Below are 14,923 nucleotides of genomic sequence, written 5' to 3'. Positions count from 1 at the left end.
GAAATCGATTTGTTGTCCGAAGATTTCCGTCTTCCTCTGGCTTTTCGCCCCACAGTCCTTCACTCTGGGTAGTGGACATCGGGGTTCGGGCGGACGTGCGAGGAACACGTCTCGGCGGACGGGGGCAGGCCATGGACGCGGTGCGGCTCATCCTGACGAGCGGGCGTGCTCTCGCCGGGAGCAGTGAGGTGTCGGAGATCCTGACGGAGGTGTGGCAGGCGCAGGCCCTGGCGCAGGCGATAGGCAGTCGGCTGGCGGTCTCGGGCCCGCCCGAACTGCGCGGCGAGGCCCTGGGGTTGACCGAGCTGGCGGGCAGGGGCTGCGGTGTGCTGGACACGCCGGAGCTCGACCCCGGGGACCTGCGCGCCGCCCAGCTCACCGAACTGGACGACGCCCGCCAGACACTGCTCAGTCTCGGCGGCCTGCTGGGTGAGGTCGGCATCGCCCTCGTCGGCATCGCCAGCGGCGCGGACGACGAGGGAACGTACTGGCAGTGCATGGAGGCGATCGACGCGGCGGACGAATCCCGGGACCGGGTCCGGGAGATGCTGCGGAAACTGGCGGACCAGGATCAGGTGTTGCCGGAGAGATGAGGCGGGTGGGGCGCGGAACTGCGGGGTCGTTGCCCACGCGGACCGGAACGCTTCCCACGACATCCGCCAACGCGGCACTGCGGTGTGGAACGCGGGGCGTGAGTCACGCGTCCCTGCCACCCCGTAACCCGGGGTGTCTGGACGGAGGAGTCCACCCGGCAGCCAGCCGGGCACTACCTCCAAGCCGGTCCTTCAGGGCCGGGTCAAGTTGACCCGACGGCGTCAGTCTCCTCGGCCGGCGTCCGCCCCGTGCTTCCGGCCGACTGCGACTGCAGGTCCGCGTCCAGGGCGGAAAGGTCCGCGTTCAGCGCCGCCATGAGCTCCTCCATCTGCTGCAGCAGACCCTTGGGCTGCGCGGTGCCCCCGCCCTGCTGCGGCACGGTTTCCTCGGACATGACGGCCTCCTCGGCCCAGGCCTCCGGGGAGGCCGACACGGGTGACACCCCGGCGGTGACCGGCGGTGCGGGCGCCGGTCGGTCCGGCTCCGCCCGAGCCAACGATCACCGTCGGGCCAGGTCACTGGCCCGGGCAGGCCGCCGTGTGCGGGGTTGACGGATTTCACCCGCGCGGGGACGGAAGGGGGCAGGGGGAACGGTGGGAATGACGGGCACTCCGGGTGCAGGATGGAGGTATGGATCTTCGTATCTTCACCGAGCCCCAGCAGGGGGCGACCTACGACACCTTGCTCACCGTGGCGAAGGCCACCGAGGACCTCGGGTTCGACGCCTTCTTCCGGTCGGACCACTATCTGAAAATGGGCGACGTGGACGGCCTCCCCGGCCCCACCGACGCCTGGATCACCCTCGCCGGCCTCGCCCGCGAGACCAAGCGCATCCGCCTCGGCACGCTGATGACCGCCGCCACCTTCCGCCTGCCCGGCGTGCTGGCGATCCAGGTCGCGCAGGTCGACCAGATGTCGGGCGGTCGCGTCGAACTCGGCCTGGGCGCGGGCTGGTTCGAGGAGGAGCACACGGCGTACGGGATTCCGTTCCCGAAGGAGAAGTTCGGCCGCCTCGAGGAGCAGCTGGAGATCGTCACCGGGCTGTGGGCGACGGAGGTCGGGAAGTCCTTCGAGTTCCACGGGAAGTACTACGACCTCACCGACTCGCCCGCGCTGCCCAAGCCGGCGCAGCGGAAGGTCCCGGTGCTGATCGGCGGCCACGGCGCGACCCGCACTCCGCGGTTGGCCGCGCAGTACGCCGACGAGTTCAACATGCCGTTCAGCTCGGTCGAGGACAGCGAGCGGCAGTTCGGCCGGGTGCGGGCCGCCGCGGAGGAAGCCGGCCGCGGGGCCGACGACCTCGTCTACTCCAACGCTCTCGTGGTCTGCGTCGGCAAGGACGACCAGGAGGTCGCCCGCCGCGCCGCCGCGATCGGCCGCGAGGTCGACGAACTGAAGGCCAACGGCCTGGCCGGTTCCCCGGCCGAGGTCGTCGACAAGATCGGCCGCTACGCGGAGATCGGCTCCCGGCGGTTCTACCTCCAGATGCTGGACCTCAGCGACCTGGATCACCTGGAGCTGATCTCGGCCCAGGTGCAGTCGCAGCTGTCGTAGTACGAACACGAAGGTTCTCGTGACGCGACGAGAAGGCTGACGCAGGGCGAACGAGAAGAGGGAAGGGGCGGCGGGGTGGGTCTGCCTACCTCGCGCCTCGCGTCGCCTTCTCCCCGGCAGGCGCGCGGCCGTCCCCGTGGCGTCCGCCGGCGGCCGGCCCGGCAGGAACGCCGCCAGGCCAGGGCGCCCAGGGCAGCGGCGGAGCCGATGGCCAGGCCCGCCGGGCCCAGCGCGAGGGCCGCGGCGAGCATGGACTGGCCCAGGCCGTAGCCGTGACGCGCATCTGTGACATGCCTGTGACTGGAACTGTGGCCTCCACCACACTCTGGGCGACCAGCCCCTGGTGAAGTGGCCCGATGCACAGACGTACCCCCCTCGCCCCGGCCGCAGTCGCCGCCGCCCTCCTGCTCCTCACCGCCTGCGGATCGGAGCTCGTCGGTTCGGCGAACCCGTCGGGCGGCGCGGTGCCGCAGCCCCAGGGATCCGAGGCGGAGCAGGACGGTGTACGGATCACCACGGTGACCACCCCGTCCCACAGCACCGGTTCAGCGGGCATCTCCGCGGCCTACGAGGTCACCAACCGCGGCACCGAGGCCTTCACCTACACCATCACCTTCACCTTCACGACGAGCAGCGGCGAGGTGCTGGACAACGTCCGGCACACGGTGGGCGCGGTCGGCCCCGGGCGGACGGTGAAGGGAACCGTCGACGCGAAGGAGGCGGCGATGATGGCGACGTCCGCCGAGGCCGTGAAGATCTACGAGGTCACCCGTGTCCCCGCGGACGAGGCGCCGGCCACGTCGGGACCGTGCCCGTCCTCCGGGATCCGCGTCTGGGCCGACGAAGGCGACGCGGCCATGGGGCTGCGTCTCGTGGGACTGCACCTGGAGAACTGCGGAACCCGCGACTACCCGGTCGACGGCTACCCGCAGGTCACCGTCCTCGACGAGGACCTGAAGCGGATCGACGACATCAAGATCTCCCAGGGCGGCGGCGGCATGTCCACCGTGGATGGCTTCGACGACCCGCCCCGGCCGGTGACCCTGAAGCCCGGCGAGAGCGCGACGGCGAGCCTCGCGTGGCACAACACCACCCAGTTCGGCACACCCGTCAACGCCCCGTATGTCAGGGTCCTGGCGAAGTCCGGCGCCGCGCCGGTCACGGTGACCCCCCACCTCGACCTCGGAACCACGGGCAAGCTGGGCGTGAGCGCGTGGAAGAGGTCCGAACAGTGAGCGCCCGGCGCACCGGCCGCCCGCCGAGCGCGGCAAAACCGGTGGTCATGGGCCGGTTCACCCGGGAGACTCGGACACATGTTCCTGACGATCGGTACCACCGGCACGAAGGAGCGCCCCGCGACCGACCTCGGGTTCCTGCTGCACAAGCATCCCGAGAAAGCGCAGGCGTTCTCCACCTCCTACGGCAAGGCGCACGTCCTCTACCCCGAGGCGGACGCCGAGCGCTGCACGGCGGCGCTGCTGCTGGAGGTCGACGCGGTGGCGCTGGTGCGGCGAGGCAAGGGCAAGGGGCGCGGCGGCGCACCCGACGCGGCGCTCGCGCAGTACGTCAACGACCGCCCCTACGCGGCCTCCTCGCTGCTCGCGGTCGCGCTGAGCGCGGTGTTCTCCAGCGCGATGCGAGGCGTGTGCAACGCCCGGCCGGAGCGCGCCGAGCAGCCCCTGCCGCTGCGCATCGAGGTGCCCGCGCTGCCCGCCCGCGGTGGCCCCGGCCTCGTCGGACGCCTCTTCGAACCGCTCGGCTGGACGGTGACCGCCGAACCGGTGGCACTGGACGCCGAGTTCCCGCAGTGGGGTGACTCGCGGTACGTACACCTCGTACTCGAATCGGCGACGCTGACCCTCGCCCAGGCCCTGCGCCACCTGTACGTCCTGCTCCCCGTCCTGGACGACGCCAAGCACTACTGGGTCGCCTCCGACGAGGTCGACAAGCTGCTGCGGGCCGGTGAGGGCTGGCTGCCCGACCACCCGGAGCAGAAGCTGATCACCAGCCGTTACCTGTCGCGCCGCTGGTCCCTGACCCGGCAGGCGATGGAGGCGCTGGAGCTGGTGCGGCTCGCGGAGGCCGACGACAGCGCCGTCGAGGAGATCGACAACGCGGTCGAGGCCGAGGCCGAGACGGAGGAGAAGCCGACCCCGCTAGCCGTGCAGCGCCGGGACGCGATCATCGCCGCACTGAGGGAGTCCGGGGCCGCCCGGGTCCTCGATCTCGGCTGCGGACAGGGCCAGTTGGTGCAGGCACTGCTGAAGGACGTCCGGTTCACGGAGATCGTGGGCGTGGACGTCTCGGTCCGGGCGCTGACCATCGCCTCCCGGCGGCTGAAGCTGGACCGGATGGGGGAGCGGCAGGCGTCGCGCGTCCAGCTCTTCCAGGGATCGCTCGCCTACACCGACAACCGGCTCAAGGGCTACGACGCCGCCGTGCTCAGCGAGGTGATCGAGCACCTCGACCTGCCCCGGCTGCCCGCCCTGGAGTACGCGGTGTTCGGCTCGGCCCGCCCGCGCACGGTCCTCGTGACGACCCCGAACGTCGAGTACAACGTCCGCTGGGAGACCCTCCCGGCCGGACACGTCCGGCACGGCGACCACCGTTTCGAGTGGACGCGCGAGGAGTTCCGGACGTGGGCGCGGGCGGTGGCCGAACGGCACGGGTACGGCGTGGAGTTCGTCCCCGTCGGGCCGGACGACCCGGAGGTGGGGCCGCCCACACAGATGGCCGTGTTCAGCATGAAGAACGTGAACGAGAAGGAGGCGAAGGCGGCATGACCGAGAGCCGGCAGGGGCGCACCCTGCCCGTCACCGACCTCTCCCTCGTCGTCCTCGTCGGCGCCTCCGGCTCGGGCAAGTCCACCTTCGCCCGCCGGAACTTCAAGCCCACCGAGGTCATCTCCTCGGACTTCTGCCGCGGCCTGGTCTCCGACGACGAGAACGACCAGGGCGCCACCCGGGACGCCTTCGACGTCCTGCACTACATCGCCGGCAAGCGGCTCGCGGCCGGCCGGCGCACCGTCGTCGACGCCACCAGCGTGCAGCAGGACTCCCGCCGCCAGCTGATCGACCTCGCCAAGAAGTACGACGTGCTGCCCATCGCCATCGTGCTCGACGTGCCGGAGGAGGTGTGCGCCGAACGCAACGCGGCCCGCACCGACCGCGCCGACATGCCGCGCCGGGTGATCCAGCGCCACATCCGTGAACTCCGCCGCTCTGTACGGCACTTGGAGCGCGAGGGTTTCCGCAAGGTGCACGTCCTGCGCGGCGTGGCGGAGGTCGAGAACGCCACCGTCGTCACCGAGAAGCGCTTCAACGACCTGACCCACCTCACCGGCCCCTTCGACATCATCGGCGACATCCACGGCTGCGCGAACGAACTCGAGTCGCTGCTCGACAAGCTGGGCTACACCGACGGCGTCCACCCGGACGGCCGTACGGCGGTGTTCGTCGGCGACCTGGTCGACCGCGGCCCGGACAGTCCCGGCGTGCTGCGCCGCGTCATCTCGATGGTCAAGTCGGGCAGCGCCCTGTGCGTGCCGGGCAACCACGAGAACAAGTACGGCCGTCACCTGAAGGGCCGCAAGGTCCAGCACACCCACGGCCTGGCCGAGACCATCGAGCAGATGGAGCGCGAGACCGAGGAATTCCGCTCCGAAGTAAGGGAGTTCATCGACGGACTCGTCAGCCACTACGTCCTGGACGGCGGCCGGCTGGTCGTCTGCCACGCCGGTCTGCCGGAGAAGTACCACGGCCGCACCTCCGGCCGGGTCCGCTCCCACGCGCTGTACGGCGACACCACCGGCGAGACCGACGAGTTCGGCCTGCCGGTGCGCTACCCGTGGGCGGAGGACTACCGGGGCCGAGCGGCCGTGGTCTACGGCCACACCCCGGTCCCGCAGGCCACCTGGCTGAACAACACGATCTGCCTGGACACCGGCGCCGTCTTCGGCGGCAAGCTCACCGCGCTGCGCTGGCCGGAGCGAGAGCTGGTCGACGTACCGGCCGAACGGGTCTGGTACGAGCCGGCGAAGCCGCTGCGCAGCGAGGCGCCCGGTGGGCACGACGGACGTCCGCTGGACCTGGCGGACGTGCACGGCCGCCGGGCCGTCGAGACCCGGCACGCCGGCCGGGTGGCGGTCCGTGAGGAGAACGCGGCCGCGGCCCTGGAGGTCATGAGCCGCTTCGCCGTGGACCCGCGCCTGCTGCCGTACCTCCCGCCGACCATGGCGCCGACGGCCACCTCGCAGGTGGAGGGCTACTTGGAGCACCCGGCCGAGGCGTTCGCGCAGTACCGCGAGGACGGCGTCGAGCGGGTCGTGTGCGAGGAGAAGCACATGGGCTCTCGGGCGGTGGCGCTGGTCTGCCGGGACGCCGAGGCGGCGCGCAAGCGCTTCGGCGTCGACGGACCGTCGGGGTCCCTGTACACCCGTACCGGCCGCCCGTTCTTCGACGACGAGTCGGTCACGGAGACGATCCTCGACCGGCTTCGTTCGGCGGTCGACGCGGCCGGCCTGTGGGCGGAGCTCGACACGGACTGGCTGCTGCTCGACGCCGAGCTCATGCCGTGGTCGCTGAAGGCGGCCGGGCTGCTGCGCAGCCAGTACGCGGCGGTGGGCGCCGCCTCCGGGGCGGTGTTCCCGGGTGTGCTGGCCGCGCTGGAGGGCGCGGCGGCCCGGGGCGTCGAGGTGACGGACCTGCTGGCGCGACAGCGCGAACGGGCCGTGGACGCCGCCGCGTTCACGGAGGCGTACCGCCGCTACTGCTGGACGACGGACGGCCTGGACGGGGTACGCCTGGCGCCGTTCCAGATCCTGGCCGTCCAGGGCCGCAGTCTCGCCGCGCTGCCCCACGACGAGCAGCTCGCCCTGCTCGACCGGCTCGTCGAGCACGACGGCACCGGGCTGCTCCGGACGACCCGGCGCCTGTACGTCGACACCGGTGACCCGGAGTCGGTGCGGGCCGGTGTCGACTGGTGGCTGGAGATGACGGGCCGGGGCGGCGAGGGCATGGTCGTCAAGCCGCTCGGCGCGGTCGTACGCGGCGAGCAGGGGCGGCTGGTGCAGCCTGGCATCAAGTGCCGGGGCCGCGAGTACCTGCGGATCATCTACGGTCCCGAGTACACGCGTCCCGACAACCTGACCCGGCTGCGCGGGCGGTTCCTGAACCACAAGCGCTCGCTCGCGATCCGCGAGTACGCCCTCGGCCTGGAGGCCCTGGACCGGCTGGCGGACGGCGAGCCGCTGTGGCGGGTGCACGAGGCGGTGTTCGGGGTGCTGGCGCTGGAGTCGGAGCCGGTGGACCCGCGCCTCTGAGCCGCCGTCCGAGGCCCCGTCATCCCTGATCGGCCGATCAATTCCGGCCAGGATTGCTCCCGATGGGGTAATCCTGGCCGGACGGTGCGATTCCGATCCCATCCGTCCCTGGTTCATCCCCTGGTTGCCGTGCTAACTTCGCTGGTCGGTCAGGCAGGCGTACCGACTCAGGGGGAAAGTCGGTGGAGACAGGCGCGGGATTCGGCGAGCCCGAGGACGCTTCCGGGCGCACCCGAGGCCTTCAGCTGCTGTCACAGCTGACCGAGGCCCTGTGCGATCTGGGTTGCATGGAGGACGCGCAGGGGCGGGTGCAGTTCGCCGCGGTGCTGGGGGACCAGCTCAACCGGCAGGTCGACGTGCGCGGCGTCCGGCTGCGCGAGGACGTGGTGGCCGTGGTGCGCGCGGCACTGAGCGTGGCGGGCGGGGAACACGTACTCATCGGCGTGGTCCGCATCCTCGAAGGAGCCCCGGCCGGTGACGACCTCGACCGGCTGATCGCCCCCGCCGCCCCGCAGGCCGGGCTCGGGACACCGCCCGGACCGCTCTCCAGGGACGACGAGAAGAACGCCCGCATCGCGCTCGCCCGGGGCGAACTCTCCGCCGCCCGGCTGCGGGACGCCCTGGTCGAGGAGCTCAACGGCCTCGACCTCCCCGCCGGACTCTCACCCGACCAGCTCTTCACCCACATCCTCGAATGGAACGCACAGCACGACGGCCTGCCGCCCGCGGTGCTCCTCCTCGACCTGGCGGCCCGGCTCGCCGTGGCGCCCGGGCACCGTGCGATCCTGACCGACTGGGTCGACGACTGGGCCCAACGCGCGGATCTGGCCAAAGAGGTGGGGCGCCGCCGGAAGTCACGTCCCGCCGCGGCGAGCGATCCGGACATTCCGCGTTCCCTCATCGTCGCCGTCGAGCCGGCCCGCGACGGAACCGGCGAGGTCGTCGTACGCTCCTGGCTCAACAGCGCGCCCGGCCACTGGGATCCGCAGCCCGGCGAGCCGGTCACCACCACCCTGGACGCCCTCGGAACGGCCGTCGAACGCGCGTTACAGCAGGGCGCCCGGCTCTGGGCGGATCAGTACGACGCGGCCAGGAGCGACGGACAGCAACCGCCGTACGTCGAGTTCGTCCTTCCGTATGACCTCCTCAACCACGATGTGGCGGGGCTGACGTTCAGAATCGGCGACGGACGGCCATTGCCGCTCGGACTCAAGTACGGGGTTCACCTACGCAGCCTGGAGCGGATGCGTACCAAGGACGCGCTGGTCCGCAGCCAGTGGCAGGAGCGCTGGCGCACCCTGCGGCAGCACGGCGTCGCCGTGCACGGCTGGAGCGAGACCGACGCCCAGCGACTCGACGTGTGGCTGACCGAGCTCGCCGGGGAATCAAGTCATACGGCAGTGGTGTTGGACGCCCCGGTGGACGACTACGCCCTGGAGGCGTTCAAGGCCGCCATCGCGGAAGGGATAGGGCTCGCGATCTGGGACCGCAGAGGGATCTTCGTCGAGGAAGTGCGCGAAGTGGCGACCGCGGTGTTCGCGTCCGTGCCGATGCCCGCGCAGATCCCGATGGCCATCCACCGGCTGCGCCGCCAGGCCGAGCTCAACACCCGGGGCCCCCATCTCCTACTCGGTCGACATATCGGCTTTTTCTGGGACGATCCCACTCGGCTCGTCGACATCCAGACCACTGACCCCGGCGATCTCGCCAGCGAGGAGGCACCGGCATGAGTGCGCAGGAGCAGACGGCCCCGAACAGCTGGCGCGTCTTCCACGCCACCGGCCGTGCACCGGACGTCGTCCCACCGCCGCTGCCGGAGCCGCCGCCCTGGCGCCGGTTCCGCGGCGGCCCGCCGGAGTCCGCCCCACCGGACGACCCGCAGGCCGCGGTGCGCCGGCTGGGACCCCATGTCATCACCCCCCAGCTCGCTGCCGACGAGATCGACACGGTGAACGCGGCCCTGCTGCTGCGCAGGCCCCTGTTGATCACGGGGCCGCCCGGCGTCGGCAAGTCCACCCTCGCCTACCTCATCTCCCGGGAGCTCGGTCTCGGCCGCGTTCTGGAGTGGAACATCGTCAGCCGGACGAACCTGCGGGACGGCCTGTACGTCCATGACGCCATGGGCCGCGCCCAGGCCATCGCCGCCTGGCAGGCCGGTCTGCGGAACGCGGCGGGGGCCGAGGGGGCCGTCGAGGGCGGCGAAGACGCGAGCCCCGACACGGACGTCAACCTGGCGGTTTCGTCAAAGGATCGTCAACTGCCCCCGGTTCTGGGTGAGTTCATCACCCTGGGGCCCTTGGGCACGGCGCTGCTGCCCTACGATCGTCCCCGGGTGCTTCTTGTCGACGAGCTCGACAAGAGCGACATCGACCTGCCGAACGACCTGTTGCACGTCCTGGAGAACGGAAGTTATGACGTTCCGGAACTGGTGCGCGACGCCGCCGACGCGGCGCGCGTCCACACCAGCGACCCCGGGGGCCGTGCCGTCGTGCGGGGCGGCCGGATCGAGTGCCGGGAGTTCCCGGTCGTGGTGATCACCAGCAACGGGGAACGCGAATTCCCCGCGGCCTTCCGTCGGCGCTGTCTGCCGCTGGAGATGCGTACTCCCTCGCGGGAGCAGCTTCTGGCCATGGTGGAGGGGCATCTGGGCGCCCGGCCGCAGGGCACGGAAGACCTGGTGGACCTGTTCGTGCAGCGGGTCCAGGCCGGCGGCACCCACTCCCTCGACCAGCTGCTCAACGCTGTCCAGATGACTACCGCGGGTGGTTTCCAGGCCGACGGTGACGGGCGTAAGCTCGTGGAAATGCTCCTCCGCGACCTCGCGAAGGGCCGCTGAATGACCGGCTTCCCCCGGGAGCACGCATCCGGACTCGGCGACGGGGATCCCGTATCGGGGTCGTCGCCTCCTTCGGCGTTCCCCGAGTCCGCCCTGTACGCGAGTGAGCACGGAGCCCCGCTGTCGGCTGCCGGGGCACCCTCGGCTGCCCCGGACTCCGATCCCCACTCCCGTGCACAGCTGTTCTCCGGGGAGCAGACGGGACCCCGCTGGCAGGAGGTCGCCGACGCGGTCTGGCTGGCCGCGTACTGGTCCCGCCACGGGGGCCCGCAGGACCGGCGGCAGGCCCCGTCCCCGGGGTCCGCAGACGGACGTACCCGCCCACGGCCCGTGCGACCGGAGGCGGCCGAGGACGCCGCGAACATCGACGACGTCCAGCACACCGAGGAGGTACGGCGGCCGGACCCGGCCGCTGCCGTCGACGACGTACGTACCCCGGCCCCGCCTGCCCAGGACCCTCGTCCGCCCGGCACACAGACCCCGCCGGAGACACCCGGGACGTCCGCGACCCGGCCCGGGCTGCGCGACCCCGGAGCAACGCCGACCCCTGCGCCCCGGCTGTTACCCGACCCCGAGGGCCACCTCAGACTGCACATCGGCCCGCCGCTGCTGCCGGCCGCCGAACCGGAGCGGCCCGGGCCCGGCCGCCGTACCGCCCTGCTCGCGCGCGCCCTGCACCAGCTCGCCCGCCGCATCCCCTCCCGCGACACCCTGGAACTCGACGAGGAGACCACCGCCGAGCAGGGAGTCGTGGACGGCCTGTGGATGCCCTTCCTGCGTCCCGCCCGCACCTCCGCCTTCGACCTGGTGGTGCTCACCGACGACGCCCCCACGATGCGGATCTGGGAGGACACCACCGCCCGCCTCGCCCAGGCCGCCGAGCACAGCGGCGCCTTCCGGGGCGTGCGCACCGTCGCGGTGAACGTCCCCCGCACCGGCCGGGCAACCCTGCGCCGCGGCCCCGGACAGGTCGCCGCGGACCCCGCGGAACTGCTCGACGGACGCGGCGGCCGTGTCTTCCTGGTCGTCACCGACGGACTCGCCCACGGCTGGGCCGCCCCCGCCGCCGACGAACTGCTCGGCCGTCTCGCCCACGCCGGCCCGACCGCCCTCGTCCACCTGCTGCCGCCCCACCTGCGCCACCGCTCCTCGCTGTACCCCTACCAGGCGGTCCTGGAGGCCGGCGGTTTCGGCGCCCCCAACGACGGCCTCGGACACTGGGCCCCGCCCGGCGGCCCCGACCCCCTGCGACCGATGCCCGACACGGGCGACGGCGCCGTCGCGGTGCCCGTGCTGTCCCTGAAGCCCGGCTCCCTCGCCGCCTGGGCCGACCTCGTCACCGGGGAGCGCGGGGTACGCCGTGCGCTGCCCGTCGTCCTGGCGGGCACCCTCACCAAGGGCGCGCCCGCGCCCGGCCTGCGCGCCCCGCGCTTCCCACGCGCCGCCACCGCCGCCGTACGCCGCTTCTTCACCCTCGCCACCCCGGCCGCCCGCCGCCTCGCCACCCAACTGGCCGCCATTCCGTTCGAATTCGACCTCGTGGAACAGCTGCGCCGGCGCACCATGCCGGAGACCGGCCCCGATCACCTCGCCGAGATCCTGATGGGCGGGCTGATCGACTGGGACAGCGGCGGCGAGGGCCGCCCCGAGTTCGCCGAGGGAGTGCGCGAGGCGCTGCTCGCCACCACCACCCGCAGCCAACTCGCCCGCACCGTCAGCCTGGTGGGCGAACTGCCCGCCGCGGGCGAGCGCGGGATCGCGCTGCGCGCGGCCCTGCGCGACCCGATGGGCACCACGCTGCCCGACCCGGCCGAACACGGCTGGGTGCGCAGCGAACTTGCCGTGATGCGCGCGCTCTCGGGTCCCTACTCCGAACGCGCCAAACGCATCGAACCCAATCTCTCCAGGCCGGCGCCCCAGGTTCCCCACAGGGCCGAACGGACGACGGTTACCCCCGGTCGGGTGATCAAAGGGGACGCGCCCGGTGAAGGGGAAAACCTCCCACCGTCGAACGTCCCCGACGAACCTGGAGAACCCGTGCCGAGCCTGGCAACCGACGAGATCCCATACGAAGCCCCGGAGGCTGAGCCGCTCATGCAGAGCACCACGACCGCAACGCCGGCCCTTCTGGTGAACGTTCCGCTCAGGAACACGTCGTTCGTCGGCCGCCAGGCGTTGCTGAGGGCCGTGGAGGAGCAGCTCGAATCCCAGGACACGGCGGCCGTGCTGCCGAACGCACTGCACGGCCTGGGCGGCGTCGGCAAGTCCCAGCTGGCCCTGGAGTACGTCTACACCCACCAGCACGACTACAACGTGATCTGCTGGATCCCGGCCGAGCGGGAGAGCCTCATTCTGGCCGCGCTGGCCTCCCTGGCGACGCAGCTGGGCGTCGCTCCCTCCGGACAGGACAGCCTCGGCGCCCCCGCCGCGAACACCGCCGTGCCCGCGGTCCTGGAGGCACTGCGCACCGGGACGCCGTACGACAACTGGCTGCTGGTCTTCGACAACGCCGAGGACGTCGAGGCGGTGCGCAACTACTTCCCCGCCAACGGTCCGGGGAAGGTCATCGTCACCTCCCGGAACCGCGCCTGGGAGAGGGTGGCCACCTCGCTGCCGGTGAACGTCTTCGACCGCGAGGAGTCGATCGAGCTGCTCCAGAAGCGCTCGCCCGACCTGACGGCCGATGACGCCGACCGGCTCGCCCACGCCCTGGGCGACCTGCCGCTCGCCGTCGAGCAGGCGGGCGCCTGGCGTGCTGTCACCGGCATGCTCGTCGACGAGTACCTCGAAGCGCTCGACCGGCGCAGCCCGGAGATCCTCGAACTCGACCCGAACCCCGACTACCCGGTCTCCGTCGCCGCCGCCTGGGACATCTCGCTGGAGCGGATCCAGGACAACAATCCGGGCGCCCGGCAGCTCCTCGACATCTGCGCCAGCATGGCCCCCGAGCCGATCCCGCGGTCCATTCTGCGTGGCAGCCGTGGTGTCAGCATCACGTCCGAGATCGACCCGCTGCTGCGTGATCCGATCAAACTGAACCGTGCTGTCCGCGACCTCAGTCAGTTCTCCCTGGTCAAGGTGGACCCGCGGTCGGACACCCTGCAGATGCACCGCCTGCTGCAGACCGTGCTCCTGGCCAAGCTGAGCCCCCAGGAGCGGGAGCGGATGCGGGACGCCGCGCACCAGCTGCTGTCGGCCGCCAAGCCGGGCGCCTACGGGTCGCCGCTGGAATGGCACGCATATCAGGCGCTGCTGCCCCACGTGTTCACCTCGCAGGCGGTCACCAGCACCGACACCTGGGTGCGTGAACTCGTCTCCGACACCGCGTGGTTCCTCTACTACTGGGGCGACCACGACGGCGCCGCGGCCTTCGCCCGGCAGGCCTGGAGCGCCTGGCTCGCGGCCTCCGGCGAGGAGGACATCCACGTCATCCGCATGTCGAAGAGCCTCGCGTTCCTCCTGCGCCAGGTCGGTCAGGTCTCCGAGTCGATCCCGCTCACCGAGAAGGCGCTGGAAGTCTCCCGCCGGATCGAGGTCGAGCCCGAGGAACTGATCGACTCCCTGTGCGAGATGTCCGACGCCTACCGCTACCAGGGGCGGTTCGAGGATGCGCGGGGCCTGGGCAAGGAGGCCACCGAGCTGGCCCGGTCCCAGTTCGGCGGCGACGACCCGTCCGCGCTGCGGGCCACCCACAGCTGGGGCGTCGACCTGCGGCTGTGCGGGCAGTTCCGGGAGGCGCTGCCGCTGGACCAGGAGAACGCCCGGCTGCGCGACCTGCTGTTCGGCCCGGCCAGCTTCTTCACCCTCAACACCCTCAACGGCCTCTCCATCGACATGCGGGAAGCCGGTGACTACCCGGGCGCGCGCGAGTTCCAGGAGGACGTCCACCGGCGGGCGCGCGCCGCGTTCGGAGAGGAACACCCGCTCACCCTGCGCATCGCCCGCAACCTCGCGGTGTGCCGGCGCCGGGACGGGGCGCTGGAAGAGGCCGCCAAACTCTCCGAGGAGACGCTGCGGCGCTTCGTCAACCGCTACGGCAACGAACACTTCGACTCGCTCTCCACGGCGACCAACGTGGCCGTGGACCAGCGCCTGACCGGGAACCTCGACAGCTCCCGCCAGCTGGCCGAGCTGACCCTGCGGCGCTATGAACAGCGGCTTGGCCAGAACCATGCCTACACGCTGCTGACCAAGGCCAATCTGGCCGCCACCATGCGGGCGCTCGGTGCCCTCGACAGTGCGCAGGAGCTGGAGGACGACGCGCTGCGCAGGCTGGCCGAGACGGTGGGCGCCCGCCATGTCACCACGCTGACCGTCGCCATCGGCCGGGCCAACACGGCCTACGCGCGACTGGACTTCGAACGGGCGCACGAGATCGACGTCGAGAATCTCCCCCTGCTGACCGAGGCGGCCGGCGAGGACCACCCGCTCACCCTCTCCTGCACCGCCAACCTGGCCCTCGACCTGCGGGGCCTGGGCCGCGGGGCCGAGGCGGACGGCCTCGAGCGCAAGGCCGTGGACGGCTTCACCCGCGTGCTGCGCGCCGACCACCCCTGGCTCCTCGCAGCCCGCCGGCGCCGGCGCATCGAGTGCGACATGGCCCCGATGCCGCTGTAGTG

The 14,923-nt window shown here is 71.8% G+C and carries 9 protein-coding genes; 8 read left to right on the top strand and 1 reads right to left on the bottom strand.

The annotated features are described in order from the left end of the window. Positions 1–131: 131 nt before the first annotated feature. Positions 132–593: a DUF6099 family protein gene (locus tag ACFY16_RS15055; protein ID WP_390647736.1), complete on the top strand. Its 462-nt coding sequence runs from the start codon at positions 132–134 to the stop codon at positions 591–593. A 203-nt stretch (positions 594–796) separates the two neighbouring features. On the opposite strand, the gene ACFY16_RS15050 is transcribed toward ACFY16_RS15055, so the two are convergent. After that, positions 797–988 carry a hypothetical protein gene (locus ACFY16_RS15050; RefSeq protein ID WP_390647542.1) on the bottom strand — a complete coding sequence of 64 codons (192 nt, stop codon included), beginning with the start codon at positions 986–988 and terminating at the stop codon, positions 797–799. A gap of 236 nt (positions 989–1,224) precedes the next feature. Here ACFY16_RS15050 and ACFY16_RS15045 point away from each other — a divergent pair, with 236 nt between their 5' ends. From ACFY16_RS15045 to fxsT, 7 genes are all read left to right on the top strand, one after another. Next, positions 1,225–2,148 carry an LLM class F420-dependent oxidoreductase gene (locus tag ACFY16_RS15045; RefSeq protein WP_390647541.1) on the top strand — a complete coding sequence of 308 codons (924 nt, stop codon included), beginning with the start codon at positions 1,225–1,227 and terminating at the stop codon, positions 2,146–2,148. 356 nt (positions 2,149–2,504) lie between these two features. After that, positions 2,505–3,383 (top strand): DUF4232 domain-containing protein, encoded by an 879-nt coding sequence (locus ACFY16_RS15040; protein WP_390647540.1) that lies wholly within the window; start codon positions 2,505–2,507, stop codon positions 3,381–3,383. Positions 3,384–3,461: 78 nt separating this feature from the next. Beyond that, the gene (locus ACFY16_RS15035; RefSeq protein WP_390647539.1) at positions 3,462–4,931 is read left to right on the top strand and encodes a 3' terminal RNA ribose 2'-O-methyltransferase Hen1; all 1,470 of its coding nucleotides are present in this window, start codon (positions 3,462–3,464) and stop codon (positions 4,929–4,931) included. Next, a complete protein-coding gene (locus tag ACFY16_RS15030; RefSeq protein ID WP_390647538.1) occupies positions 4,928–7,468 on the top strand; it encodes a polynucleotide kinase-phosphatase in 2,541 nt (846 codons plus the stop codon). Before ACFY16_RS15035 ends, ACFY16_RS15030 begins: the two co-directional genes overlap by 4 nt. Before the next feature lie 182 nt (positions 7,469–7,650). After that, entirely contained in the window at positions 7,651–9,198 is a 1,548-nt protein-coding gene (locus ACFY16_RS15025) for a hypothetical protein (protein ID WP_390647537.1), read from the top strand. Then, positions 9,195–10,304, top strand: a complete 1,110-nt coding sequence (locus ACFY16_RS15020) for an AAA family ATPase (protein WP_390647536.1) — start codon at positions 9,195–9,197, stop codon at positions 10,302–10,304. The genes ACFY16_RS15025 and ACFY16_RS15020 overlap by 4 nt, the downstream gene beginning before the upstream one ends. Beyond that, positions 10,305–14,921, top strand: coding sequence for an FxSxx-COOH system tetratricopeptide repeat protein (gene fxsT / locus ACFY16_RS15015; protein WP_390647535.1), 4,617 nt, complete (start codon positions 10,305–10,307; stop codon positions 14,919–14,921). Positions 14,922–14,923 lie beyond the last annotated feature (2 nt).

The organism is Streptomyces sp. NPDC001315 (assembly GCF_042896175.1).
In the GTDB taxonomy this organism is placed as follows: domain Bacteria; phylum Actinomycetota; class Actinomycetes; order Streptomycetales; family Streptomycetaceae; genus Streptomyces.
This window is presented reverse-complemented; position numbering and strand designations above follow the sequence as displayed.

What these genes read in the sequence shown, in the direction of transcription:
- ACFY16_RS15030 (WP_390647538.1), top strand. Translation starts at nt 4,928, where the DNA reads ATGACCGAGAGCCGGCAGGGGCGCACCCTGCCCGTCACCGACCTCTCC.
- fxsT (WP_390647535.1), top strand. Translation starts at nt 10,305, where the DNA reads ATGACCGGCTTCCCCCGGGAGCACGCATCCGGACTCGGCGACGGGGAT.
- ACFY16_RS15050 (WP_390647542.1), bottom strand. Translation starts at nt 988, where the DNA reads ATGTCCGAGGAAACCGTGCCGCAGCAGGGCGGGGGCACCGCGCAGCCC.
- ACFY16_RS15045 (WP_390647541.1), top strand. Translation starts at nt 1,225, where the DNA reads ATGGATCTTCGTATCTTCACCGAGCCCCAGCAGGGGGCGACCTACGAC.
- ACFY16_RS15040 (WP_390647540.1), top strand. Translation starts at nt 2,505, where the DNA reads ATGCACAGACGTACCCCCCTCGCCCCGGCCGCAGTCGCCGCCGCCCTC.
- ACFY16_RS15035 (WP_390647539.1), top strand. Translation starts at nt 3,462, where the DNA reads ATGTTCCTGACGATCGGTACCACCGGCACGAAGGAGCGCCCCGCGACC.
- ACFY16_RS15055 (WP_390647736.1), top strand. Translation starts at nt 132, where the DNA reads ATGGACGCGGTGCGGCTCATCCTGACGAGCGGGCGTGCTCTCGCCGGG.
- ACFY16_RS15020 (WP_390647536.1), top strand. Translation starts at nt 9,195, where the DNA reads ATGAGTGCGCAGGAGCAGACGGCCCCGAACAGCTGGCGCGTCTTCCAC.